This is a genomic window from Vagococcus elongatus (assembly GCF_003987645.1).
Lineage (GTDB): Bacteria > Bacillota > Bacilli > Lactobacillales > Vagococcaceae > Vagococcus_A > Vagococcus_A elongatus.
In genome coordinates this window covers 1-22,673 of the sequence record NZ_NGKA01000015.1, presented here as the reverse complement: position 1 = coordinate 22,673, position 22,673 = coordinate 1, and the positions used below count along the sequence as shown (strand labels likewise).

General features: G+C 38.7%; 24 protein-coding genes, 1 riboswitch and 1 other annotated feature. Of the genes, 22 read left to right on the top strand and 2 right to left on the bottom strand.

Annotated elements, in window-relative coordinates; translation table 11 throughout:
* The first annotated feature begins 21 nt into the window (after positions 1 to 21).
* The 12 genes from CBF29_RS09860 (at position 22) to CBF29_RS09805 (ending at position 9,908) form a co-directional block, all read left to right on the top strand.
* Positions 22 to 324 (top strand): Dabb family protein, encoded by a 303-nt coding sequence (locus CBF29_RS09860; protein ID WP_126809556.1) that lies wholly within the window; start codon positions 22 to 24, stop codon positions 322 to 324.
* 52 nt (positions 325 to 376) lie between these two features.
* Positions 377 to 1,462, top strand: coding sequence for an amidohydrolase (locus CBF29_RS09855; RefSeq protein WP_126809555.1), 1,086 nt, complete (start codon positions 377 to 379; stop codon positions 1,460 to 1,462).
* A gap of 286 nt (positions 1,463 to 1,748) precedes the next feature.
* On the top strand, positions 1,749 to 2,336 hold the full coding sequence (locus CBF29_RS09850; RefSeq protein WP_126809554.1) for a GNAT family N-acetyltransferase: 588 nt from the start codon (positions 1,749 to 1,751) through the stop codon (positions 2,334 to 2,336).
* Positions 2,337 to 2,437: 101 nt separating this feature from the next.
* Positions 2,438 to 3,010 (top strand): YdcF family protein, encoded by a 573-nt coding sequence (locus tag CBF29_RS09845; RefSeq protein ID WP_126809553.1) that lies wholly within the window; start codon positions 2,438 to 2,440, stop codon positions 3,008 to 3,010.
* 204 nt (positions 3,011 to 3,214) lie between these two features.
* Positions 3,215 to 3,784, top strand: coding sequence for a thymidine kinase (locus tag CBF29_RS09840; protein ID WP_126809552.1), 570 nt, complete (start codon positions 3,215 to 3,217; stop codon positions 3,782 to 3,784).
* Between the two features lie 197 nt (positions 3,785 to 3,981).
* On the top strand, positions 3,982 to 5,055 hold the full coding sequence (gene prfA / locus CBF29_RS09835) for a peptide chain release factor 1 (protein ID WP_126809551.1): 1,074 nt from the start codon (positions 3,982 to 3,984) through the stop codon (positions 5,053 to 5,055).
* A complete protein-coding gene (gene prmC, locus CBF29_RS09830) occupies positions 5,048 to 5,887 on the top strand; it encodes a peptide chain release factor N(5)-glutamine methyltransferase (RefSeq protein WP_126809550.1) in 840 nt (279 codons plus the stop codon). The genes prfA and prmC overlap by 8 nt, the downstream gene beginning before the upstream one ends.
* Positions 5,888 to 5,922: 35 nt before the next feature.
* Complete coding sequence (locus tag CBF29_RS09825; RefSeq protein ID WP_126809549.1) at positions 5,923 to 6,978, top strand: L-threonylcarbamoyladenylate synthase; 1,056 nt, start codon at positions 5,923 to 5,925, stop codon at positions 6,976 to 6,978.
* 19 nt (positions 6,979 to 6,997) lie between these two features.
* Positions 6,998 to 8,236: a serine hydroxymethyltransferase gene (glyA, locus tag CBF29_RS09820; RefSeq protein ID WP_126809548.1), complete on the top strand. Its 1,239-nt coding sequence runs from the start codon at positions 6,998 to 7,000 to the stop codon at positions 8,234 to 8,236.
* Positions 8,237 to 8,385: 149 nt separating this feature from the next.
* Complete coding sequence (gene upp / locus CBF29_RS09815) at positions 8,386 to 9,015, top strand: uracil phosphoribosyltransferase (RefSeq protein ID WP_126809547.1); 630 nt, start codon at positions 8,386 to 8,388, stop codon at positions 9,013 to 9,015.
* An 87-nt stretch (positions 9,016 to 9,102) separates the two neighbouring features.
* Positions 9,103 to 9,205, top strand: a riboswitch (guanidine-I (ykkC/yxkD leader).
* 55 nt (positions 9,206 to 9,260) lie between these two features.
* On the top strand, positions 9,261 to 9,593 hold the full coding sequence (locus tag CBF29_RS09810; protein ID WP_126809546.1) for a DMT family transporter: 333 nt from the start codon (positions 9,261 to 9,263) through the stop codon (positions 9,591 to 9,593).
* Positions 9,594 to 9,908, top strand: coding sequence for a DMT family transporter (locus CBF29_RS09805; RefSeq protein WP_126809545.1), 315 nt, complete (start codon positions 9,594 to 9,596; stop codon positions 9,906 to 9,908). It abuts the gene before it with no gap.
* A gap of 163 nt (positions 9,909 to 10,071) precedes the next feature.
* On the opposite strand, the gene CBF29_RS09800 is transcribed toward CBF29_RS09805, so the two are convergent.
* Positions 10,072 to 10,299, bottom strand: coding sequence for a hypothetical protein (locus tag CBF29_RS09800; protein ID WP_126809544.1), 228 nt, complete (start codon positions 10,297 to 10,299; stop codon positions 10,072 to 10,074).
* A gap of 289 nt (positions 10,300 to 10,588) precedes the next feature.
* On the opposite strand from CBF29_RS09800, the gene CBF29_RS09795 reads away from it, so the two are divergent.
* The 9 genes from CBF29_RS09795 (at position 10,589) to CBF29_RS09755 (ending at position 19,122) form a co-directional block, all read left to right on the top strand.
* Positions 10,589 to 11,425 (top strand): hypothetical protein, encoded by an 837-nt coding sequence (locus tag CBF29_RS09795; RefSeq protein WP_126809543.1) that lies wholly within the window; start codon positions 10,589 to 10,591, stop codon positions 11,423 to 11,425.
* A gap of 107 nt (positions 11,426 to 11,532) precedes the next feature.
* The gene (locus CBF29_RS09790; RefSeq protein ID WP_126809542.1) at positions 11,533 to 12,705 is read left to right on the top strand and encodes an FtsW/RodA/SpoVE family cell cycle protein; all 1,173 of its coding nucleotides are present in this window, start codon (positions 11,533 to 11,535) and stop codon (positions 12,703 to 12,705) included.
* Between the two features lie 116 nt (positions 12,706 to 12,821).
* The gene (locus CBF29_RS09785; protein WP_126809541.1) at positions 12,822 to 13,172 is read left to right on the top strand and encodes an arsenate reductase family protein; all 351 of its coding nucleotides are present in this window, start codon (positions 12,822 to 12,824) and stop codon (positions 13,170 to 13,172) included.
* A gap of 15 nt (positions 13,173 to 13,187) precedes the next feature.
* Positions 13,188 to 13,520: a glycine cleavage system H family protein gene (locus CBF29_RS09780; RefSeq protein WP_126809540.1), complete on the top strand. Its 333-nt coding sequence runs from the start codon at positions 13,188 to 13,190 to the stop codon at positions 13,518 to 13,520.
* A gap of 54 nt (positions 13,521 to 13,574) precedes the next feature.
* Positions 13,575 to 13,828, top strand: a binding site (T-box leader).
* 117 nt (positions 13,829 to 13,945) lie between these two features.
* A complete protein-coding gene (locus tag CBF29_RS09775) occupies positions 13,946 to 14,980 on the top strand; it encodes a methionine ABC transporter ATP-binding protein (protein ID WP_126809539.1) in 1,035 nt (344 codons plus the stop codon).
* Positions 14,973 to 15,662 carry an ABC transporter permease subunit gene (locus CBF29_RS09770; protein WP_126809538.1) on the top strand — a complete coding sequence of 230 codons (690 nt, stop codon included), beginning with the start codon at positions 14,973 to 14,975 and terminating at the stop codon, positions 15,660 to 15,662. Before CBF29_RS09775 ends, CBF29_RS09770 begins: the two co-directional genes overlap by 8 nt.
* 19 nt (positions 15,663 to 15,681) lie before the next feature.
* On the top strand, positions 15,682 to 16,518 hold the full coding sequence (locus tag CBF29_RS09765) for a MetQ/NlpA family ABC transporter substrate-binding protein (RefSeq protein WP_126809537.1): 837 nt from the start codon (positions 15,682 to 15,684) through the stop codon (positions 16,516 to 16,518).
* Between the two features lie 206 nt (positions 16,519 to 16,724).
* Positions 16,725 to 17,111 carry a DUF1033 family protein gene (locus tag CBF29_RS09760; protein WP_126809536.1) on the top strand — a complete coding sequence of 129 codons (387 nt, stop codon included), beginning with the start codon at positions 16,725 to 16,727 and terminating at the stop codon, positions 17,109 to 17,111.
* Positions 17,032 to 19,122 (top strand): DNA topoisomerase 3, encoded by a 2,091-nt coding sequence (locus tag CBF29_RS09755; RefSeq protein WP_126809535.1) that lies wholly within the window; start codon positions 17,032 to 17,034, stop codon positions 19,120 to 19,122. Before CBF29_RS09760 ends, CBF29_RS09755 begins: the two co-directional genes overlap by 80 nt.
* Positions 19,123 to 19,222: 100 nt before the next feature.
* Here the strand turns inward: CBF29_RS09755 and CBF29_RS14275 are convergent, their stop codons facing one another.
* On the bottom strand, positions 19,223 to 19,414 hold the full coding sequence (locus CBF29_RS14275) for a hypothetical protein (protein ID WP_245987344.1): 192 nt from the start codon (positions 19,412 to 19,414) through the stop codon (positions 19,223 to 19,225).
* Positions 19,415 to 19,532: 118 nt separating this feature from the next.
* On the opposite strand from CBF29_RS14275, the gene CBF29_RS09745 reads away from it, so the two are divergent.
* Complete coding sequence (locus CBF29_RS09745; protein ID WP_425469897.1) at positions 19,533 to 21,893, top strand: DNA translocase FtsK; 2,361 nt, start codon at positions 19,533 to 19,535, stop codon at positions 21,891 to 21,893.
* Positions 21,894 to 22,673 lie beyond the last annotated feature (780 nt).

Here is a 22,673-nt window from a genome sequence, read left to right as displayed (position 1 = left end):
AAAAATGTTAGGAGCTTTTAAATGATTCGGCATATTGTTGCTTGGAATTTCAAAGAGGGGTCTTCTGAGGAAGAAAATTTAGCGAATGCACGTAAAATAAAATTAGCTGTGGAAGCTTTGGGTTCGACCATTCCTGGTGTTATTTCAATTGAGGTAGAAATTTCTTTACTTCGTTCAAGCACTCATGGGCTCATGTTGAATGGACTTTATGAAAATGAAAAATCCTTGGCAGACTATCAGGTTCATCCTGATCACCTTCGTGTCAGTGAGTTCATTAAACAAGTAACAACTGACCGAGTGTGTCTTGATTTCTTTGAAGGATAGCTTGAGATAAAAAATACACTAGGAAATAATAGGGTAGAAAAGTGGGTAAAAAATGTTAGAACAGTATCGCCGAGAACTGCATTTAATACCTGAAATAGGATTTCAGGAATTTGAAACCAAATCGTATCTTTATGATCATGTGAAAAAAACATCGGGTATCTTACACGAAGTTGGAGAAACTGGAATAATCATTTTCTATGATAATGGAAAAGATAAAACAATCGGTTTTCGTGCAGATATTGATGGATTGCCGATTACGGAAGAGACTGACCATGACTTTGTTTCCCAACATTCTGGTTTTATGCATGCTTGCGGGCATGATGGGCATATGGCGATGGTTTTGGGAATATTCGATTATTTGGAAAAACATGTTCACAAATTAGAAAAAAATATTGTCTTGGTTTTCCAGCCTTCCGAAGAAGCATTGGGAGGTTCTCAAAGTATCATTGATTCTGGCTTGCTTCAGAAATATAGTGTATCAGAATTTTATGGTTTCCATTTATGGCCGGGATTGCCAAAGGGAAATGTTTTTTCAAAAGGCAAGGAATTGATGTCTCAAGCTTCTGATGTGAATATTACCGTTCATGGAAAGTCGATGCATATTGCTGAAAGACGTAAAGGTGTGGACGCGTTGCAAGTTGCCTGCCGGTTGCTAAATGCTATCTACGATTATGAAGAAACGATCGACCCGACCGTTGATCATTTGTTGAAGTTCGGTCAGATGGGTGCTGGAACCGTCAGAAACGTGATTGCCAGTGAAGCTAAAGTCTATGGAACAATACGTTCTTATGATAATCATGTTCACCAGGAGATGAAACTAGCACTTGAAAAGATTGTTGAAGTAAGTCAAGAGAAGTTCCAATGTCAGATAACACTCAACTATAAGGACGGGTGTGATGCAGTCATTAACGATGAAAAGTTATTTTCAAAGTTATCACAGGAACTTGGCATTCATCCTTTAGAAAAGCCAGTGATGCAGTCTGAAGATTTTGGCAATTACACGTCATTTATTCCATCAGTTTTTTCATTTCTAGGTATTGGAAACACGCCGTCACTTCACGAATCAACCTTTGATTTTGATTCTCGCGTCTTGTATAAAGGGTTTGATTTTTACAAAAATATTTTGTATTTGAAATAAATAGCAGTGAAAAATAATTTTTTCATTAACTCAAAGTTTGATGTCGTGAATACTCTTATTAGTCATTTCGAAGATTAGTAAGGGTATTTTTTTGTACTGATAATTCAAAGAAGAACTATTAGTTTAGACTTAAAAGGTTTTGAATTTTTTTACATTGGCTATTCGTTCCAAGTTTTTACAGAAATCCAAAAAGCTCCCTAGTCTTTGAAACAGAATCAATTATCTTTTAAAATAAAGGTTTGTTATAATAGCTGTAATGGGATAATCTTCGTGGGAGGTTGGGCAAATGGCATTGAAATCAATTAAAAATGGAGATTTACTTTTACGGCCGGTTGATGGCGCAGATTTATCGGACATCTGGCATCGTGCTTATGATACCGATGAACCCCAATGGATGAAATGGAACGGTCCATATTTCAACGAGCCTAAATATAGTTTGGAGCAGTTTACCTGTTTGATCGGACCTTCTTGGGTTGAAAGTCCTAAAACTTATTTAGTGTTATATCAAAACCAAATCATTGGCGCGGTATCGTGGGAATGGGAAGATGGCGAGTTAAAAAAATGGCTGGAATTCGGTGTCGTCATATTTGTTCATGAGTATTGGAATCAAGGGCTTGGAACAGAAATTTGCCGGATGTGGATTCATCATATTTTTTCTACTCAGACGGAGTTGCTCAAAATCGGTTTTACCACTTGGTCAGGTAATTATCGCATGGTAAAAATCGGCAAGAAATTAAATATGATGCTGGAGGCAAATATTCGTAAGGTACGATATTATGAGGGCGAATATTTTGATTCAATCAGTTTTGGTCTTTTGCGGGAAGAGTGGCTGACCAGCGATATATTTAGAGACCTTTTTGAAAAGAATGACTAATATCATTTCTAGTGATATCTTTATGAAAATTTAACTCGACCTTTGGGGCGAACTCCTTCATAATCTAATCAAAGAAATAATCGAAGGGATGTCGTTGTGCAGTGAAATTCCTAAAGAGAATCGTCGTGCTGATATTAGGCATAGGTTTAGTTTATTTAACTATAATTTTTTATTTGATTCACACAGGTAAAAATTTTCAGCCTGCAGCAGATGCAGATACGTTGCTGATTTTGGGTGCACAGGTAAAGGGTGACCCAGCCTATCCAAGTGTATCCTTAAAAGAACGGTTGGATGAAAGTCTTATCTATCTTGAAGAAAATCCTAACACTCAAGTCGTGGTTTGTGGCGGACAAGGATCGGATGAAACTGATACTGAAGCCAATGTTATGGAAAATTACTTGAAAAATAATAACATCAGTGAAGAAAGAATCATAAAAGAAGGGACTTCCACAAGAACAAAAGAAAATATCCAAAATGCCATGAATAAGAAAGATTTGGGAAAGTCTGTTATTTGTACCAGTGATTTTCATCAATACCGTGCGATACTGTTAGCAAAGCGTTTAGGACTGGAGGACGTGACAGGATTGCCGGCAAAATCTGAAAATTCTGCTACACTCAAGATGAATTTACGAGAAATCGCGGCTTTAGGTTATGGGTTGATCTTTGACTGGTAAGTGTTTAAAACATAAAAATAACGATTGATAGGCGTTCATCAGCTTGTCAACCGTTATTTTTTGCGTTAATCAAGTTGCATCTCTTGAGGCAGACAGAGCCTGTTTAAAGTTGAGCTTGGAATTTAATTTTCCAAATAAGATGATTTTTACTGGATTTTCCGTTATACTATTTGAGGAAGAAAATAATAAAGTAGGTTGTAGGAAATGGCTCAATTATTTTTTAAATACGGTACAATGAATAGTGGGAAAACAATTGAAATTTTGAAAGTAGCCCATAATTATGAAGAACAGAATAAACCGGTGATTCTCATGACCAGTGGTTTAGATACACGTGATGGTGTTGGGATGATTTCCAGCAGGATTGGACTTTCAAGAGAAGCCATGCCGATTTTTAGTGAGACTAATATCTACGATGAAATCAAAGGACTATCATTTAAGCCATATTGCGTGCTGATTGATGAAGCTCAGTTTTTGGAAAAACAGCATGTCCTTGAATTAGCACAAGTTGTGGATGAACTTGATATACCCGTCATGGCGTTTGGCTTAAAAAATGATTTTCGTAATGAACTTTTTGAGGGGTCGAAGTATTTGCTGCTTTATGCAGAAAAAATCGAAGAATTAAAAACCATCTGCTGGTTTTGTCATAAAAAAGCAACAATGAATTTACGGATGATGGATGGCAATCCTGTCTATCATGGCAAACAAGTTCAAATCGGAGGGAATGAATCATATTTTCCTGTTTGCAGAAAACACTATAAGGACCCAAAGTTGTAGCTGTGTCATGATAGAACTAAAAAATTAAACGACTAGGAAAAGTGTCTTGCCAACGCTGGGTAAAAATTTTAATGTAAAAAAAAGCATTCTAATACTATCAGTTTTAGGTGTGAGTGCTTAAGCGCTGAGGAGATAACTTTCCGGTATGTCATCATATGGAAAATAATCTTGAGTACTGAAAGAAGAGGAGACTATACATGTTTGATCAATTACAAGCGGTAGAAGACCGTTATGAGGAATTAGGTGAGCTGTTAAGCGATCCGGAAGTTATTACGGATAACCGCCGCTTTATGGAATTATCCAAAGAAGAGGCGAACACACGAGAAACGGTAGAAGTATACCGTCGTTATAAAGAAGTTATGAAAGGCATTGGCGATGCTGAAGAAATGCTGGCAGAAAATCTCGAAGATGAGCTGGCAGAAATGGCAAAAGAAGAGTTGTACGAACTAAAAGATGAAAAAGATGAATTGGAAGAAAAAATAAAAATACTGTTGTTGCCGAAAGACCCTAACGACGATAAAAATATTATCATGGAAATTCGTGGGGCTGCCGGTGGAGATGAAGCTCAATTATTTGCAGGAGATTTACTTGATATGTATCAAAGCTATGCCCAGTCTCAAGGCTGGCGGTTTGAGATACTGGAAGCTAATGTGACTGGGATTGGCGGCTATAAAGAAGTCATAGCCATGATTACCGGAAACAACGTGTATTCTAAACTAAAATATGAGAACGGTGCTCACCGTGTACAGCGTGTCCCAACCACAGAGTCTCAAGGACGAGTTCATACATCGACGGCAACTGTCGTTGTGCTTCCAGAAGCAGAAGAAGTTGAAATGGAGTTGGATGAAAAAGATATCAGAGTGGATATTTATCATGCCAGCGGTGCAGGGGGTCAGCACGTCAATAAAACAGCTTCGGCGGTTCGTTTGACTCATGAACCTACCGGTATTGTTGTTGCCATGCAGGATCAACGTTCTCAATTACAAAATCGGGAAAAAGCGATGCAGATATTGCGTGCCAGGATATATGACAAGCTTCAACAGGAAGCACAAAGCGAGTATGATGCCAATCGTAAATCCGCTGTAGGAACAGGGGACCGCTCTGAGAGAATCCGGACGTATAATTTCCCGCAAAATCGTGTGACAGACCACCGTATCGGTTTGACTATTCAACAACTTGACAGAATTCTATCTGGTGAATTAGATGATATCATCGATGCTTTAATCATCTACGACCAAACTCAAAAATTGGAGCAGATGCAGAATGGATAGTAAAACTTATGGGGAGGCCCTCTATTGGGCTTCTTCTTTTTTAACCGAAAGAAAAAAAGAACGGGAAGCCGCTGAATATCTGATGATGAGACGGTTAGACTGGAAAAAAACCGAGCTTGTGATGGAGTTAAGGAAACCAATGCCTGTAGAAGTTAGGGAACAATTTGAAAAAGATATTTACGAATTTGCATTGGATAAACCGGCTCAATATATTATCGGGCATGAATATTTTTATGGTGAAAAATTTAAAGTCACTGGGGATACGCTGATTCCACGACCAGAGACAGAAGAGCTCGTGGCATTGATTTTGCGTGAAAACGAAGAAAAAGAACATCTGACGGTGGTAGATGTGGGAACTGGCACAGGTGTGATTGCTATCACGTTGAAACGCTTGAAACCCTCGTGGCAGGTGATTGCTGTTGATGTGTCGGAAGAGGCTTTGAAGGTAGCTAAAGAAAATGCTGCAAGTCAAGGATTGGATATCGATTTTCGCTTAGGTGATTTGCTGGAACCGGTAAAGGACGAACAGGTCGATTTGATTGTTTCTAATCCCCCTTACATCAGCGAGAATGAATGGGACGAAATGGACGAGAGTGTTCGTAAGTATGAACCAAAAACGGCTTTATTTGCTGAGAATGAGGGACTAGATTTTTATGAGCGTTTTGTACGAGAAATTCCAAGAGTTTTAGCCGTTGATGGTCGGGTGTATTTTGAATATGGTTATAAGCAGGGAAGAGCCATTCAACAGATGTATCAGGCGGCATTCCCAACGAAAAAGATTCTAGTCCATAAAGATTTGAGTGGACATGACCGGATGTTGGAAATGAAATAAAGAATTTAAGTTTAATGACGATAGAGGCGAAAAAAATGAGTGACAAAAAATGGGGGACACCGCAGCTGCAACAGGCGGTTTCTGCGTTATTAAAGGGCGAGTTAGTGGCCTTTCCAACTGAAACAGTTTACGGTTTGGGGGCCGATGCCACCAACTCTGAAGCGGTAAAAAAAGTGTTTGAGGCTAAAGGACGTCCTTCTGATAATCCGTTGATTGTCCATGTGGCATCAAAAGAGGATGTGTCTCTTTACGCCCAAGGGATAACTTCAGAAGCAAAAAAAATTATGGCTGCTTTTTGGCCGGGACCGCTGACGTTGATTTTTGAAATCAAGCCAGATGCTTTTAATCCTGTGGTCACAGGCGGTTTAAGTACAGCCGCTTTTCGGATGCCTGATAATCATCTGACGTTATCGTTAATCAAAAAGACAGGTCGACCTTTAGTGGGACCTAGTGCCAATATTTCGGGAAAGCCTAGCCCAACAACCGCCGAACATGTTCTGCATGACTTGAGAGGTAAAATTGCCGGTGTTTTGGATGATGGACCGACAAAGGTCGGTGTTGAGTCGACGGTTCTTGATATGACCACTAACCCGCCGATGATTTTGCGCCCTGGAGCAGTGACAAAAGAAGACTTGGAACAAGTGATTGACAAGGCAGCGATAGATTGTTCATTGGCTGGGGCAGAGGAGACACCTAAATCACCCGGAATGAAATATAAACATTATGCACCAGAAGTTCCTGTCTATATGATTGATGCAAAAAAACAGAATTGGCAGGAGGCTGTAAAGTGGGCAGAAGATAGTGGTTTGAGAGCTGGTTTGTTAGGATCAAAGGCACGTTTGAAACCTTTTATCGGAAAAAGTCTAGAGATATTTTATTTAAGTGAAGAAAGCGATGTAACTGAGAGTATGAGACAGTTATTTTCGGGTTTGCGTGCATTAGACGAAGTGACCCCAAAATTGGATGTTATTTTTGTTGAAACTTATTCTGATAAGGGAAAAGGTTTAGCTTACATGAATCGGCTTAAAAAAGCGGCAAACCAAAAATACTTTCAATCTTCCGAAGGTAATATGATACAATCAGATTATTAACTACAAGGGAGTGCAAGCCATGAGTTTTAAAAAACAAGACCCAGTGTTATGGGAAGCAATTGCAAATGAAAAGGATAGACAGGAACATAATATCGAACTGATCGCTTCAGAAAATTTTGTTTCGGAAGCTGTGATGGCCGCGCAAGGAAGCGTCTTGACCAATAAATATGCCGAAGGGTACCCGGGAAAGAGATATTATGGCGGGTGTGAGTTTGTTGACGTTGTAGAGAATTTGGCAATCGAAAGAGCAAAAGAATTGTTTAACGCCAAATTTGCCAATGTTCAAGCTCATTCAGGTTCTCAGGCGAATACTGCAGCTTACTTAAGCTTAATTGAGCCTGGCGATACAGTTTTAGGGATGGATCTAACTCATGGAGGGCATTTGACTCACGGTTCGGCGGTTAATTTCAGCGGAAAAACATATAACTTTCGTCCGTATGGTGTTGATCCTGTGACAGAAGTGATCGACTATGATGTGGTGATGATAAAAGCTCGGGAAGTCAAGCCAAAATTGATTGTGGCTGGTGCCAGTGCGTACGGCCGATTGCTGGACTTTAAAAAATTCCGGGAAATCGCAGATGCCGTGGGAGCAAAATTGATGGTGGACATGGCTCATATTGCCGGTCTTGTTGCGGCAGGACTCCATCAAAATCCGGTGGACTATGCGGACATCGTGACATCTACCACACATAAAACGTTGCGTGGCCCTCGCGGCGGCTTGATTTTAACAAACGATGAGGCTTTGGCTAAAAAAATCAATAGTAATATTTTTCCGGGCATTCAAGGAGGCCCTTTAGAACATGTCATTGCAGCCAAGGCAGTCTGCTTTCAGGAAGCTCTCGAGGAAGACTTTAAAGATTATCAGCAACAAGTGATCGATAATGCCAAAGCGATGGCAAAAGTCTTTAATCGTTCTGCCAATGGCCGTTTAGTGAGCGGAGATGTGGAAAACCATGTCTTGTTGATCGAAGTGACAGACTATGGTTTGACTGGCAAGGAAGCTGAAAAAATCTTGGACGATGTCAATATTACGGTCAATAAAAATACTATTCCATTTGAAGTGCTGAGTCCTTTCCAAACAAGCGGGATTCGGATTGGGACACCAGCTGTGACGACGAGAGGTATGCGTGAAGCAAACGTAACTCGTGTAGCTGAATTGATTGATGAGGCACTTTCAAATTATCAGGATGAAACGAAGCTATCCAATATTCGCAAGGAAGTTCGTGCGATTACAGAAAAGTTTCCTTTATATTCTTAAAAAAATGCAAGATTGACTAGTCAATCTTGCGTTTTTGCTTTACAATAGATAAGAGTAAAATTTAAATATCGCTTCTATTTCTAAGAGTATGATTGGGGAAAATCTGGAAAATAGCAGAAGCCAAACTTAAATGAAAGAGGAGAATCGAAATGGGAAAATTTCAAGTAATGGATCATCCATTGATTCAACACAAATTAACGATTATTCGTGATAAGAATTGCGGGACTAAAGTTTTTCGTGAGGTTGTGAACGAAATAGCAATGCTGATGGCTTACGAAGTTTCAAGGGATATGCCTTTGGAAGAAGTCGAAGTTGAAACACCAATGGGAAAAACGACGCAAAGAACACTTTCCGGAAAGAAAGTTGCTATCATTCCGATTCTTCGTGCAGGTATTGGCATGGTCGATGGCATGTTAGAGTTGATTCCAGCTGCTAAGGTAGGACATATCGGTATGTACCGTGATCATGAAACATTGGAACCAGTAGAGTATTTTGTGAAATTGCCATCTGATATAGAAACACGTCAGTTGTTTGTTGTCGATCCGATGTTAGCGACAGGGGGATCAGCAATCTTAGCGGTAGATGCCTTGAAAAAACGCGGCGGCACAAACATCAAGTTTGTTTGTCTTGTAGCAGCGCCTGAAGGGGTAAAAGCTTTGCAAGAGGCTCATCCCGATGTAGATATTATTACAGCAGGACTGGATGAAGCACTGGACGAGCATGGCTATATTGTTCCTGGTCTTGGTGATGCGGGAGATAGATTGTTTGGTACAAAATAAATAGTTAAAAGACATAATGTAAGAATTTTCTAACATTCGCTGGTTTTTTATTGATTTATATTACCACTCTATTATAATGAAGTGGTTTGAAAGATTTTCTAGGGTTCCGTATCTTAATTACAGATAGACTGGTCCAAGAGAAAACGCGTAAAAAATTTACGTACCACGGAAGGATAAAAGCCTGGGAGAATATTGTTGAAAGACAATATTTTCCCAGGCTTTTTTATATTGAAAGGATGGATTGTATGAATAAGTACTGGTCAAAGATTATTATTGCCGCAATATTTGAAGTAGGATGGGTGATTGGCTTAAAACATTCTGCTTCGATTTTTCACTGGCTGATGACATTCATCGCTATATTTATCAGTTTTTATTTATTGATCACTGCGACGCAAAAATTGCCTGTGGGGACAGCTTATGCTGTTTTTGTCGGTCTAGGAACAACAGGGACTGTACTGATGGACACACTCTTGTTTGATGCGCCATTATCTTTGGCGAAAGTTTTGTTTATCGGATTGCTTTTAGTAGGCGTTGTTGGCTTAAAAATGTTGACAGATCAGACGAAGGAGGAAAAATAGATGGCTTGGATTTACTTGATTTTCGCTGGGTTATTTGAAATGGTAGGTGTTTCATTGATCAATTATTTTAACAGGAAAAAAAATCTTTTATCCGTCATTTACTTGGTTCTCGGTTTTGGCGTCAGTTTTTATTTGCTGAATTTGGCAATGAATGAAATCACCATGGGGACAGCCTACGCTATTTGGACGGGTATCGGTGCTTCTGGCGGAGCAATCATGGGAATGCTTATGTATGGCGAAGAGAAGAGTTGGCAGAGGATTGCTTGTTTACTGTTGATCATCGGTGCAGCTGTCGGATTAAAAGTAATTTCTTAAATAAGTGAAATTATCTTTATAACAATCAAGAAAGTAAAACCGAACAACGAGGTGCTTAAAAACACTTTCGTTGTTCGGTTTTGTTGTTTGTTCTGGCGTTATTTCATTTTTAGCTGTTTTCATGGAGAACCAGCAGATAAAGTAGACTAACGAGGTGAGCTTATCAGTTAATAATCGTCAAATCTTTGTAGCTGATAACGACCATTCCTTGAGTTTGAAAAATAAGGTCTCGATTATTGACAGTTTCTTCAATCTCGATAATTGCGGAGTTGACTTTTTGTTTAATAACAGTTCCTGTCTCAATTTCATTCTGGATTGAAAATCGAACTTTCGTGTCAGGTAAAAATTCTTTTCCGTTTTGACTAATGTCTTTATTTGAAGTATAAAACATGCTTTTTTTCCACCTTCCTGTATAAACATGGACATAATAACAGTCTATTAACTATATTATAACATAATTTCGATGGAAACACATGTTTGCAATATTCTGCCCTCGATGATGATAGTCGTCAACGAAGGTTTTTTGTAGTAAAATAGTTTTGAACTAACCTGTGAGAGCAGATGATTTTTATTGTTATTTTTTAAAAAGTCATCATTTGTGATATTAGTTGATTTGGCGTTTCCTTGAGCTGCCTGCAATTACTAATGAAAATTTTTGATAATGAAGGTTGGAAGCAATGATGAAAGAAATTTTTAAAAACAGTCTAATTGTGGGCGGTGTTTTACTGCTATTTGCTTTTTATATTATCATGTTCACACCTTTCCCGATTTTAGAGCATTACAATCAAAGTAAAAAAGAGGTTTTAACCTCATTAGAAAGCGTTGTTGAAGATGAGTTGGTCGTTAAAGAAGATGTGGTCTACTACAAATCTACGCTCCATGCCCATCGTTTGACTGCCATTTATCAGAAAAACCAGTCTCATTTGTTCCCCATCGTGTATTATCACCCTTTGGGAAGTCCTCGGACAGACTGGCTTGAAACTGAAGGGGCAGTGCTGGCTCGTCAAGGATATATGGTTGTAGAGCTGAATGAAAGCACTGGAAATGATTACTCATTTGCGAAGACAACTGAACGATTGACAAATGTTCAAGAAGTCATTCGACAACTTGCAGAGGAAAACCACAGCGCTTTGACATCCTTCTCTTGGATCAGTGAAGGCATCGGAAGTCGGATTGTTTTGGATTATTTACTGATAACAAATCAAACAAGTGATGCTGTCTATTTGGTCAATCCCTACGTTTCATTTGAAGACATGGAAAAAAATTCAGATAAAACGCTGGATTCTTTGGCGGCATCAAAGTACCAACAAGCTTATATGGCAGAGGGACCTTGCGAAAATGCCATTGACCAGCTGAAAGATTTTAAACATACATCTATTTTTACAACAGAAGACTTTAGCGGACAAAGCAAATTGGCTGAGCATCTAGAAAACATTTCTTTTGATGATAAGAAAGAAAAAGTTGCCACATTGGAACGAGTCCCTATCACCAGCGATGTGATTTTACAAAATCGCTAATCAAGTTAAAAAACATTTAAATAAACATAACGTAGTATTTTTTACAAATTAATTTTTGTATAATGATGTGTATGATGAGATGCAGACTAAAAGAAAAGAGTATAAGAATGAATAAAAAAACTATCAGTTTAGATAATCGAATAGATTACGGCATCATCTTGCCGGTTTTTGTTTTGTGTTTAGTGGGTCTGGTTGCCCAATATGTAGCCTTGAGTGTCAATCCGATAAAACAAGATGTGACTGCCCAGATGTTTAAAAATGTCCTCTGGTTGGCTATCGGGGTTGTTGCTATTGCGGTTTTGATGCAGTTCACATCAAAATTATGGTGGAAATTATCTGTTCTTTTTTATGGTTTAGGTTTGGTGTTAATGGTCTTGCCCTTGTATTTTTCTGACCCAAGAGTCGTAGCATTGACGGGGTCAAAAAACTGGGTGTATCTAGGCGGTCTTTCCTTTCAACCTTCAGAACTGATGAAAATTGCTTATATTTTGATTTTAGCTTTTATTGTGACGCGACACAATCTTCAAGAAGAACACACAACCAAACAAGATTTTATCTTGATCGGAAAGATGGTGGCGGTCACTATCCCTATTGCAGTGTTACTGCGATTTCAACATGATTTTGGTACGTTGCTGGTATTTTTTGCGATTTTTTGCGGTGTTTTCTTGATGTCTGGGATATCTTGGAAAATCTTATTACCATCGATTGGGCTGGCTATCTTACTTGTCGTTGGAGTGATTTATGCCGTCACCACTGAAACGGGTCGGGAATTTTTGCAGGGACTTGGCGTAAAGCAATATCAGTTGCTGCGGATAGACTCTTGGCAAAATCCTTTTCATGACCCCACTGGAAATTCTTATCAACAGGCACAAGCGCTGACCGCTATCGGCTCAGGCGGATTAGTGGGCAAAGGGTTTAACGTATCCGAAGTTGAAATACCTGTACGAGAATCGGATATGATTTTTACAGTAATTGCGGAAAATTTCGGCTTTATCGGAAGTGTCTTCGTCATTTTCATGTATTTTCTTTTAATTTACCGGATGATCCGTGTTTGTTTTGACACAAACAATGAATTTTACACATATATTGCAACTGGGATCATCATGATGATTTTATTTCATGTTTTTGAAAATATCGGTGCGAATATCGGACTCTTACCGCTGACGGGAATCCCCTTGCCGTTTATCAGTCAGGGAGGTTCTGCTTTGTTGGGGAATATGATTGGCATCGGCATCATCCTTTCTATGAGATTCCAGCAAGAAGATTATTTAACTGCCTAGATAATCGTTTGCATGCTGTCGATTTAATAAGACTTTATTTTTGTTTCATTGTGCCTTAAAACTCGATTCATTCTATGATATACTGAATGCTGACTAATTAGAAATGAGGGATGCAAATGATTAATTTTTATTGGTATGACAAATGTTCTACGTGCAAACGGGCAAAGGCTTGGTTGGATCAACATGAGGTAGAATATCAATTGATAGATTTGATTAATGATACGCCTACAAAAGAGCAGTTTGTACAGTGGATGAAAGAGACAAACATTCCTATTCATAAATTTTTTAATACTTCTGGAATCATTTATCGTAAAGAAAATTTAAAAGAAGTTGTTTATTCATTATCTGAAGAAGACGCTGCACAAAAATTAAGCGAGCGGGGCATGCTGGTCAAACGTCCTATTTTAGAAAATGGCAGTCAATTATTACTTGGCTTTAAAGAATCAGAATACGAAACACTGCTGTAATTTGGAGGGAAGTTTATGAAAAAGAAAACATCAGGAAAATATCTTTGGATTGCTGAAGAAGGTCAAAATTATCGTCTAGGACTGACAAATGACGGACAGGATGAATTAGGGAGTATCACATTTGTGTCGCTGCCTAAAGTTGGGAGCACGCTGATTAAAGATGAAGCATTTGCTGATGTGGAAGCAGAAAAAGCTGTGACCGAATTATTAAGTCCTCTAAACGGCAAAGTCCTGGAAGTTAACGAGAAAGCTGTGGATGAACCTTCACTACTGGATAGCGAGGATGAAGCCGAAGCGTGGCTGTTGGTGATCTCTGAAGTCACCGACGAAGATTTTCAGGCACTTTGAAAAAATAGTTGACAATCTATCAGAATACTGTTAAACTAACAATCAAATTTAAAAATAAATGCTTTGAAAAGAAAAGTACATATCAGGAAAGTTTAAAGAGAATCCCCAATTGGTGAGAAGGGATAACCGGAAAGTTATGGAAAATGGTCTTTGAGCAGAATGGATGAGCTGTAAACAGTCAGTCCGTTACGACTACACCCGTTAGCGTGTCACAGTATTAAAAGTTTTCTTGCGTACTGGGAGAGGTTACTTTTGTGAGAAAGTAACAAATAAAGGTGGTAACACGAAGCAACGCTTTCGTCCTTATTTCATTAGAAATAGGACGGAAGCTTTTTTATTTGTAAAAAGAAGATTTTTCTTCTGATAAGCCAAAATTTAAAAATTACGGAAAAATTCAGAAGATTAATATTTTGGGAGGGAACGTCATGTCGCTTATTAGCTTGAAAAAAGTTACAAAACGATTTGAAGTTAAAAATGATACGATTTTGGCAGTAGATCAAGTAGATTTTACGGTGGAAGAAGGAGAAATATTCGGGATTGTTGGTTATTCAGGTGCTGGAAAAAGTACATTACTGAGACTACTCAATGGTCTGGAAGAAACTACTGAAGGCAGATTAACTGTCAATCAGCAAGAAATTGCTCATTTAAAGGCAAAAGAGTTGAGACAGTTTCGTAAAGACATCGGGATGATTTTTCAACATTTTAATTTACTATGGTCACGCACCGTCTTGGAAAACATTATGCTTCCTTTGGAATTAGCAAAAGTTCCTGCTGACAAGCGCTGTGAACGGGCCGAAGAATTATTGCATCTTGTTGGTTTGGACGGCAGAGGTTCAGCCTATCCGGGACAGCTTTCGGGAGGACAAAAACAACGTGTGGGAATTGCCCGGGCGCTAGCCAATCATCCGAAAATCTTGCTGTGTGATGAGGCCACCAGTGCACTGGACCCTCAGACGACCGATGAAGTGCTGCAATTATTGAAACAAATCAATCAGGACTTAGGGGTGACCATTGTATTGATTACCCATGAAATGCATGTGATCCGCAAGATTTGTCATAAAGTGGCTGTGATGGAAGAAGGAAAAATCGTTGAGCAAGGGAACGTCATGGAAGTATTCAGTCACCCTAAAGAAGAAGTGACGAAACGTTTTGTTCAACAGGAAACTTTTCCCGAAGTGGTGGAAGAAAATACCTTGGATTACTTTAGTAAAAATTATACCCAAGGAAAAATTGCTCAACTGACTTTCAGAGGGGAAAAATCTAAACATCCGATTTTGTCTCAAGTCATCAAAGAATTTGATGTAGATATCAGTGTCATCCAAGGACAAATTCAGGAAATCAATCACTCCTCTTTTGGAACGCTGATTGTGGAACTTACTGGTGAGGAAGAAGAAATCAGAGCAGCGCTAAATAAATTTATCCTTGAAGGTGTTGGTGTGGAGGTGGTAGGAGATGAATAACAAAGGGATTAAGGCTACCTATTTTGATTTTTCAAATTTAGATGCTGAAAAATTCAAGACAGCAACTCAGGAGACCTTAATGATGACGATTGTTTCAATGGTATTTGTGATTGTTTTAGGACTTCTTCTAGGGCTGATTTTATATAGTCTGGCTAAGAGTAACAAAAAATCATCAAGTTTTTTCTATTCCGTAGTCTCAATTCTCAGTAACATATTTCGCTCCATTCCGTTTATTATTTTGATATTGCTTCTGATACCATTTACCAAAGCGCTGCTGGGGACTTTTTTAGGCGCGAAAGCTGCCATACCGGCATTAGTGATTTCCGCAACGCCATTTTATGCAAGATTAGTGGAGATTGCTTTTAGAGAAGTAGATGAAGGCGTGTTGGAAGCTGCTGATGGGATGGGTGCAAGCAAATTGGAGATTGTTTGGAAAATCTTGCTGGCAGAAAGCAGGCCGGCGTTGATTTCAGGAATTACTGTCACTACCATTACAATGATTGGTTTTACTGCCATGGCAGGAGCAGTCGGCGGAGGCGGGCTGGGGCAACTGGCTTATTACCAAGGATATATGCAGGGGGATTTAACGACGACCCTATTTGCCACGATTTTGATTTTAGTGATTGTTTTTATTATTCAGTGGATTGGTGATTTATTAGTCACAAGAGTTGATAAAAGATAAAATATTAGGAGGAAAGAAAATGAAGAAAAAATTATTAAGTGTTTTAGGAATTGGATGTTTGGCTTTTAGTTTGGCTGCTTGTGGAGGTGGCGAAGCTGGAAAAGAAGAAGGAAAAGCTGATAATAAAGTTTTGAAGGTCGGCGCTAGTCCAACTCCCCACGCGGAGATTTTGGAACATGTCAAACCAAAGCTTGAAAAAGAGGGTATCGAACTAGAAATCGTTGAGTTTCAAGACTATGTTTTACCTAATAAAACTTTAGCAGAAGGAGAGATTGATGCCAACTATTTCCAACATATCCCTTTCTTTGAAGAAGCTAAAGCTGAAAATGGCTATGATTTTGTGAATGCGGGCAATATTCATATAGAACTGATGGCCTTTTATTCTCAAAGTGTTAAAGATATCAGAGATTTAAAAGATGGTGCAACGGTATTAGTCAGTAATTCTAAAACCGACTGGGGTCGTAACATCGCTATACTTCAAGAAGCAGGTCTAGTGAAAGTTAAAGAGGGCGTGGATGTCAAAACTGCAACTTTTGAGGACATTGTAGAAAATCCGAAAAACCTGGTCTTTAAAAATGATGTCAATGCGGAACTGTTGACCACAGCTTACCAAAATGATGAAGCAGACTTGATTGCAATCAATGCCAATTTTGCTGGAACAATTGATTTGGCACCTGAAAGAGACGGTATTATCGTAGAAAGCGACAATGCACCGTATGCCAATCTTGTGGCTGTTCGTTCAGAGGATAAAGACGATGAGAGAATCAAGAAATTAGTTGATGCCCTTCATGATTCAGAAACTCAACAATGGATTGAAGAAAAATGGAATGGCAAAATCAAACCAGTTAAAAAATAAAATCTTAACAGCCGAAGAGATGTTGTTTTTCTCCGGCTGTTTTTAATTTATCTGAAACTTTCAACGATGGTCATCGAAGTGCTGATACAACGAGCATCAGAAAAAAAAGCTGGCAGCAGTGGGACTATCAGTCGGAAAACTTGCATTAACCCTTGATTAATTTTAAACTAGTCTTAAACCAAACTAGATATCGAGGGTGATAGCGTATGTACCAAGTAATAAAAATCTACGGGGAAAATGAACCTTGGTGGTTTTTCGAGGATTGGGAAAAAGATATCATTGAAAAAAAAGAGTTCAAAGATTTTGAACAGGCAAAAGTATGTTTCGGGGAAAAATTTTGTGAATTAAAAAGTCAAAATGACCATGTTAATGAGAAACCGGGGTTTTTAACTGCCTTTTGGCAAGATGGGAATACCCATTTTTGCGAAGAGTGCGATGACGAGGTACAATTATTTCACGGGTTAATGATTTTAAAAGACAATCAAAAAATTGTTGTTGATGGAAAGGGAAAAGATGAAACGATTAATTATAGCGGAAAAGCCAAGTGTTGCCAGAGATTTAGCCAAAGTTCTAGGAGCGAATCAAAAGAGTAAAAACTATATCGAGGGAAAAGATGTGGTGGTGACTTGGGCATTGGGGCACTTATTGACTTTAAAAATGCCGGAAGATTATAAAAAAGAATGGCGGGAGTGGCGGTTTGATACTTTGCCGATGATTCCCAAAAATGTGGGAATCAAACCACTGCCAAAAACAATGGGACAGTTGAAGGCGATCCAGAGGCTTGCCCAGCGTAAAGATATCAAAGAAGCGGTAGTTGCCACAGATGCTGGAAGAGAAGGAGAGCTAGTCGCCAGATGGATACTTGAATACGTGCGTTTCAATAAGCCGGTCAAGCGTTTATGGATTTCTTCTCAAACAACTAAGGCAATCAAAGATGGCTTTAAAAAGCTGCAGCCAAGCGAAAAGTATGATAATTTATACGAGTCTGCGATTGCCCGTTCTGAAGCTGATTGGCTGGTCGGGTTAAATGTAACTCGTGCCTTGACGGTTAAGTATGAAGATAATTTGTCTGCCGGACGTGTTCAGACGCCTACGTTGGCCATGGTCAGAGAACAAGAAAAACAGATTGAAACATTTAAACCTCAACAATATTATATTATTGAGGCAACTGTGAAAGGACTGGTTGGGAAGGTGCAAATCCAACCGCCCCATTCCCTAAAAGATTATGAGGCTGCAGAGGCAGTCGTCAAATCAATGCAATCCGTCCAAGGAAAAGTTGCAAAAGTGGCGGAAAAACGCAAAACTGAAGCTGCGCCTCTGCCTTACGACTTAACTGAAATTCAGCGGGAAGCTAATCAAAGATATAGCTATTCTGCTAAAAAAACATTGTCTATCGTTCAAAGACTCTATGAAATTCATAAAATCGTATCCTATCCGAGGACAGATTCAAAATATTTAACAACGGATATGGCGGCAACGATGAAAGAAAGAGTACAAGCTGTCACAAGTTATTTTCCAGAAGAAGGAAAAAAAATATTGCGCGGCGGTGCGATAGTCAAGCAGAAAAAAGTATTTCAGGATGCTAAAGTGACAGACCATCACGGATTGATACCGACCGAGCAGGCGCCACGGAGTGAAAAAATGGACCAAGAGGAGCATCGGATTTATCAACTGATTACTGAACGCTTTTTAGGCTTGTTTCAAGGTGCTCATGTCGTTAATCAACAGAAAGTGGAAATTGCTTTTGGAAATAAAAAAGTCAATCTGCTGCAAACACAAGTAGTGACACCGGGCTGGAAGCTTGCTAAAGAGAAAGAGAGTCCTTTGAAATCTGTTGATTTTAAAGAAGGGGAGACTGTTGCTGCGAGTTTTGAAATAAAAAAAGAAGTCACCTCGCCGCCTAGTCCTTTAAATGAAGGCACGTTGCTGGCAAAAATGGAGAAACATAATCTTGGAACCCCAGCCACACGAGCAGAAATCATCGAACGATTGATAAATGCCGAGTTGATGGAGCGTAATCAGAATCGTTTGATGGTAACACCAAAAGGAAAACAGCTGCTTCAATTGGTGAATCCTTCTCTTGTGACCCCTGAGTTGACAGAGAAGTGGGAGAACCAGCTAGAGGAAATTGCAAAAGGAAAGTTAAAGCGTCAGACGTTTATCCGCTCAATAGAAAAAGATACTGCTCGACTGGTCAGCGAAATTAAGCAGAGCGAACAAAAATACACGGATTTTTCAATCACTGAAAAGAAATGCCCAGAGTGCGGCGAAAAACTTCGTGAAAAAAACACACGCCAAGGGAAAATTTATGTTTGTACTAATTCAGAATGCAGTTATTCAAGGCGCAAAGATCCGAAGGTTTCAAATAAAAGGTGTCCGCAATGCCATCGGAAAATGGAAATCCATTCAGGGAAAAATGGTGATTTTTTCCGTTGCAAGTATTGCGTGATTACTGAAAAAGTTGGGACGAAGCAGGATCGGAAGAAAAAAATGACTAAACATGAAGAAAAGAAATTATTGAAAAAGTATAGTCAACCACAGGAGCCGGAAGAAAGTCCATTGGCAGCAGCCTTAAAAGCTGCGATGGAAGAAAATAAAAAATAATCAAAAAGCTGTCTTTTAATGACAGCTTTTTGGTTTCATCAACTAAGTTTTATTTGACTTATGAGAACATTGTTAAAACGTTCGGTTGTCTCTATTGAGTCTAATCAAATGCTACGATTTTTGTTCCGTGTGCTTCGTTGACATTTAAATTTTCAGCGACACTTAGATAATTTTCGTAAGTTACTCCGCCACCAGGCATGATTTTAATTCTGCCTTGATTCAATAACAATTCAAAACTGTTGGCACAGAACAATCTTTGTGTAGACAGTTTTTTATTATCAGAATCTAGCAAATAGCCATTTGCTTTTTTGGGATGTATTTCTATTAAATTAGTGTATAATAAATAAGGAAGTGAAGGCAGATGACTTAGTATATCTAGTTCGACTGATAGTCAAAAGTGCCAAGACTTTATGGTAAATAGGAGGGTTTTAATGGCCAAGAAAAACAAAAAAAAGAAAAAAACAAAAAAACAGCAAGCCAAGCAGGAAAAACTCACCTTCTTTTTCATTGGTTTAGCATTCATTTTATTTGGATTATTTGGAGCACTCAAGCTTGGGTTTTTAGGCATGCTGATTGGAAATGTCTTTCGACTATTAGTAGGAGATACTTTTCGTTTTTTCGGTGTGATCTTGATGATTTATGGATTTATCTTGATGATCATGGGGAAAGACATCCGATTTAAAAACCCAAAATTATTTTATGGCGGTCTATTAGTCTATCTCTCTGTTTTGATATTCTTGCATGCGTGGTTATTTAAAGGAGCTGTTTCTGGAGAAACAAATATTTTAAGTATGACTTGGGAAAAACTTCTTGCAGACGTCCGCTTGAATACGATCAAACAATCGGTTGGAGGCGGCATGATCGGTGGGGCTTTATATACCGTGACTTATTTTCTAGTTGCACAGCTGGGGACATATATCCTTGCCGGATTGTTGGCAGCTTTTGGTTTAGTTTTACTCTTTAATCTTAAATGGGAGCATTTCTCCCATTTTGGGTTGAAAATCAAAGATTATATGCAAAAGAGTGCAGCAAAACGTCAAGAAAAAGCTGAAGCAAAAAAAATCAAAAAAGCTGAGAAAATGGCAGCTTTAGAAGAACAAAGAAAAGAAGAAGAACGTAATCAAGTGCGAAGGTTGACACCGGGGGAAGAACTGGCAAAAGAAACCTTGCAAAAAGATTTTTCCGAGGACTTAGGGGAATCGGAACAACTATCTTTGGAAATCGACAGCTACCAGCATACTTATAATGATAAAGCCGCTCAAAAGTCTGGAATGCAACAAGAGGAAGAAGAAAGTTTGGAATTCGAAATTCCGCAAGAAATTGAAAATCGTGATTATCAATTGCCTCCTTCTTCTTTACTGAATGAGATTCCGTTGACGGATCAAAGTGCTGAGTATGATGCTATTCAGACAAATGTTGATACTTTGGAAAGAACCTTTAAGAGTTTTGGCGTGGAAGCCAAAGTTGTTAAGGCAAGTTTAGGTCCTTCGGTCACTAAATATGAAATTCAGCCTGCCGTAGGAGTAAAAGTGAGTAAAATTGTCAATCTTTCTGATGATATTGCCCTAGCTTTGGCAGCGAAAGATATTCGAATGGAAGCTCCTATTCCAGGGAAATCTCTAATAGGAATCGAAGTACCGAATGGCACAGTGAGTACGGTGTCGTTTCGTGATATTGTCGAATCTCAAGCAAAAGATGATGACAAAATACTAGAAGTTCCTTTAGGAAGAGATATTTCCGGTCAAGTCATCTCAGCAGATTTGTCCAAGATGCCCCATCTTTTAATTGCCGGGTCCACTGGTAGCGGAAAGTCAGTCTGTATCAATGGTATCATTACAAGTATTTTGATGAGAGCAAAACCTCATGAAGTCAAGTTAATGATGATCGATCCTAAAATGGTAGAGCTAAATGTTTACAATGGTATCCCTCATCTATTGACGCCTGTGGTAACTAATCCTCGTAAAGCTTCTCAAGCTTTGCAAAAAGTAGTTCAAGAAATGGAAAAACGTTACGAGCTGTTTGCTTCTACTGGCGTCAGAAATATGACGGGCTACAATCAATTAATTATCAAACACAATATGGAAGATGGAGAAAATCGTCCAGTGCTGCCTTATATTGTGGTCATAGTGGATGAATTGGCAGATTTGATGATGGTTGCGAGCAATGAAGTCGAAGATGCAATTACACGATTGGCACAAATGGCAAGGGCCGCAGGGATTCATATGATTTTGGCAACCCAGCGTCCGAGTGTAGATGTAATTACTGGGATTATTAAGGCAAATGTGCCGTCACGAATTGCTTTTGCTGTTTCTAGCGGTACGGATTCAAGAACGATTATTGACAGTAACGGGGCAGAAAAACTTCTCGGACGAGGAGATATGCTGTTTCTTCCGATGGGAGAAAATAAACCGATTCGTGTACAAGGAGCTTTTATTTCTGATTCGGAAGTGGAAGACATTGTCACTTATGTTACTAATCAGCAAGGTGCTGATTACCAAGAAGATATGATGCCGAGTGAAGAGCCGCAAACTTCTACCGGTGAGTCTCAGGATGAGTTGTATGAAGAAGCAGTGACGATGATTTCAGAATTGGAGACGGCGAGCATTTCCATGTTGCAAAGACGTTTTAGAATTGGTTACAATCGTGCCGCCCGCTTAATTGACGAAATGGAAGCTCATGGCGTTGTAGGTCCCTCAGAAGGCAGCAAACCAAGAAAGGTTTTAATATCGGCCTTAACATCTGAAGAAAGCTTAGATGGAGAAAATGACTAATAGGTAGAACATAGGGTTTGACATGAGAATTAAAGACAGAAAAATTTCCGGCTTTTTGTTGGATAATACCGGTAGGGGTAAATTTAATCTATGAAGCTAGATTTCTACCTAGGCAATTAGCCTGGGTAGATTTTTTTGTTCTTGAAAATGCTAAACGCACGTTGTATGAAATAAAGTTCTTTATGGTCTATCTGACACAAAACGGAATAAGCCAATAGTGGAACATTCAAAACACTTTTTTACTTTGACTTATTTAATCTTACAGTAAAAGAGGTATAAGGAGTTAAAATTGTGTATAGACATGACTAGCAGAGATAGACTTACTTAATACAGTCACTATTATTTTGATAATCATGATGTTTTTAATTAGATATAGATTTGAGATGAGATTGTATACCTAATGCTATTATGAAGAAAGTAAGCGGTTAACTTGGCAAATGGTTAAATAATATCGACTTTCAATTGACAATGATTATAATTAAAGATACCATTAAATTATACATTCGGATAATATGCGTTTTTTTCAAAAATGTAAGAATGTTTTGGAAATATTTTATAGACTGCACACCTTGCGATTATGGACTTTAAAAGTTTATTGTGCTTTTGAATTTACGACACTTTTTTCAAGTTGAGAATTAATTTTTAATGATAATCCTGGATAATTCATACTTATTTGAAAAAACAAGATAAACACTTTTGTGACGGTGTTTATCTTGTTTTATTTTAACACCCTTTGGGTGTACAAAAAGAGCCCCAATCTGTTATGGTTAAAGCGCCTAA

Coding starts and splice junctions, on each gene's coding strand:
- CBF29_RS09860 (WP_126809556.1), top strand. CDS start 22: ATGATTCGGCATATTGTTGCTTGGAATTTCAAAGAGGGGTCTTCTGAG.
- CBF29_RS09855 (WP_126809555.1), top strand. CDS start 377: ATGTTAGAACAGTATCGCCGAGAACTGCATTTAATACCTGAAATAGGA.
- CBF29_RS09850 (WP_126809554.1), top strand. CDS start 1,749: ATGGCATTGAAATCAATTAAAAATGGAGATTTACTTTTACGGCCGGTT.
- CBF29_RS09840 (WP_126809552.1), top strand. CDS start 3,215: ATGGCTCAATTATTTTTTAAATACGGTACAATGAATAGTGGGAAAACA.
- prfA (WP_126809551.1), top strand. CDS start 3,982: ATGTTTGATCAATTACAAGCGGTAGAAGACCGTTATGAGGAATTAGGT.
- prmC (WP_126809550.1), top strand. CDS start 5,048: ATGGATAGTAAAACTTATGGGGAGGCCCTCTATTGGGCTTCTTCTTTT.
- CBF29_RS09825 (WP_126809549.1), top strand. CDS start 5,923: ATGAGTGACAAAAAATGGGGGACACCGCAGCTGCAACAGGCGGTTTCT.
- glyA (WP_126809548.1), top strand. CDS start 6,998: ATGAGTTTTAAAAAACAAGACCCAGTGTTATGGGAAGCAATTGCAAAT.
- upp (WP_126809547.1), top strand. CDS start 8,386: ATGGGAAAATTTCAAGTAATGGATCATCCATTGATTCAACACAAATTA.
- CBF29_RS09810 (WP_126809546.1), top strand. CDS start 9,261: ATGAATAAGTACTGGTCAAAGATTATTATTGCCGCAATATTTGAAGTA.
- CBF29_RS09805 (WP_126809545.1), top strand. CDS start 9,594: ATGGCTTGGATTTACTTGATTTTCGCTGGGTTATTTGAAATGGTAGGT.
- CBF29_RS09800 (WP_126809544.1), bottom strand. CDS start 10,299: ATGTTTTATACTTCAAATAAAGACATTAGTCAAAACGGAAAAGAATTT.
- CBF29_RS09795 (WP_126809543.1), top strand. CDS start 10,589: ATGAAAGAAATTTTTAAAAACAGTCTAATTGTGGGCGGTGTTTTACTG.
- CBF29_RS09790 (WP_126809542.1), top strand. CDS start 11,533: ATGAATAAAAAAACTATCAGTTTAGATAATCGAATAGATTACGGCATC.
- CBF29_RS09785 (WP_126809541.1), top strand. CDS start 12,822: ATGATTAATTTTTATTGGTATGACAAATGTTCTACGTGCAAACGGGCA.
- CBF29_RS09780 (WP_126809540.1), top strand. CDS start 13,188: ATGAAAAAGAAAACATCAGGAAAATATCTTTGGATTGCTGAAGAAGGT.
- CBF29_RS09775 (WP_126809539.1), top strand. CDS start 13,946: ATGTCGCTTATTAGCTTGAAAAAAGTTACAAAACGATTTGAAGTTAAA.
- CBF29_RS09770 (WP_126809538.1), top strand. CDS start 14,973: ATGAATAACAAAGGGATTAAGGCTACCTATTTTGATTTTTCAAATTTA.
- CBF29_RS09765 (WP_126809537.1), top strand. CDS start 15,682: ATGAAGAAAAAATTATTAAGTGTTTTAGGAATTGGATGTTTGGCTTTT.
- CBF29_RS09760 (WP_126809536.1), top strand. CDS start 16,725: ATGTACCAAGTAATAAAAATCTACGGGGAAAATGAACCTTGGTGGTTT.
- CBF29_RS09755 (WP_126809535.1), top strand. CDS start 17,032: ATGAAACGATTAATTATAGCGGAAAAGCCAAGTGTTGCCAGAGATTTA.
- CBF29_RS09745 (WP_425469897.1), top strand. CDS start 19,533: ATGGTAAATAGGAGGGTTTTAATGGCCAAGAAAAACAAAAAAAAGAAA.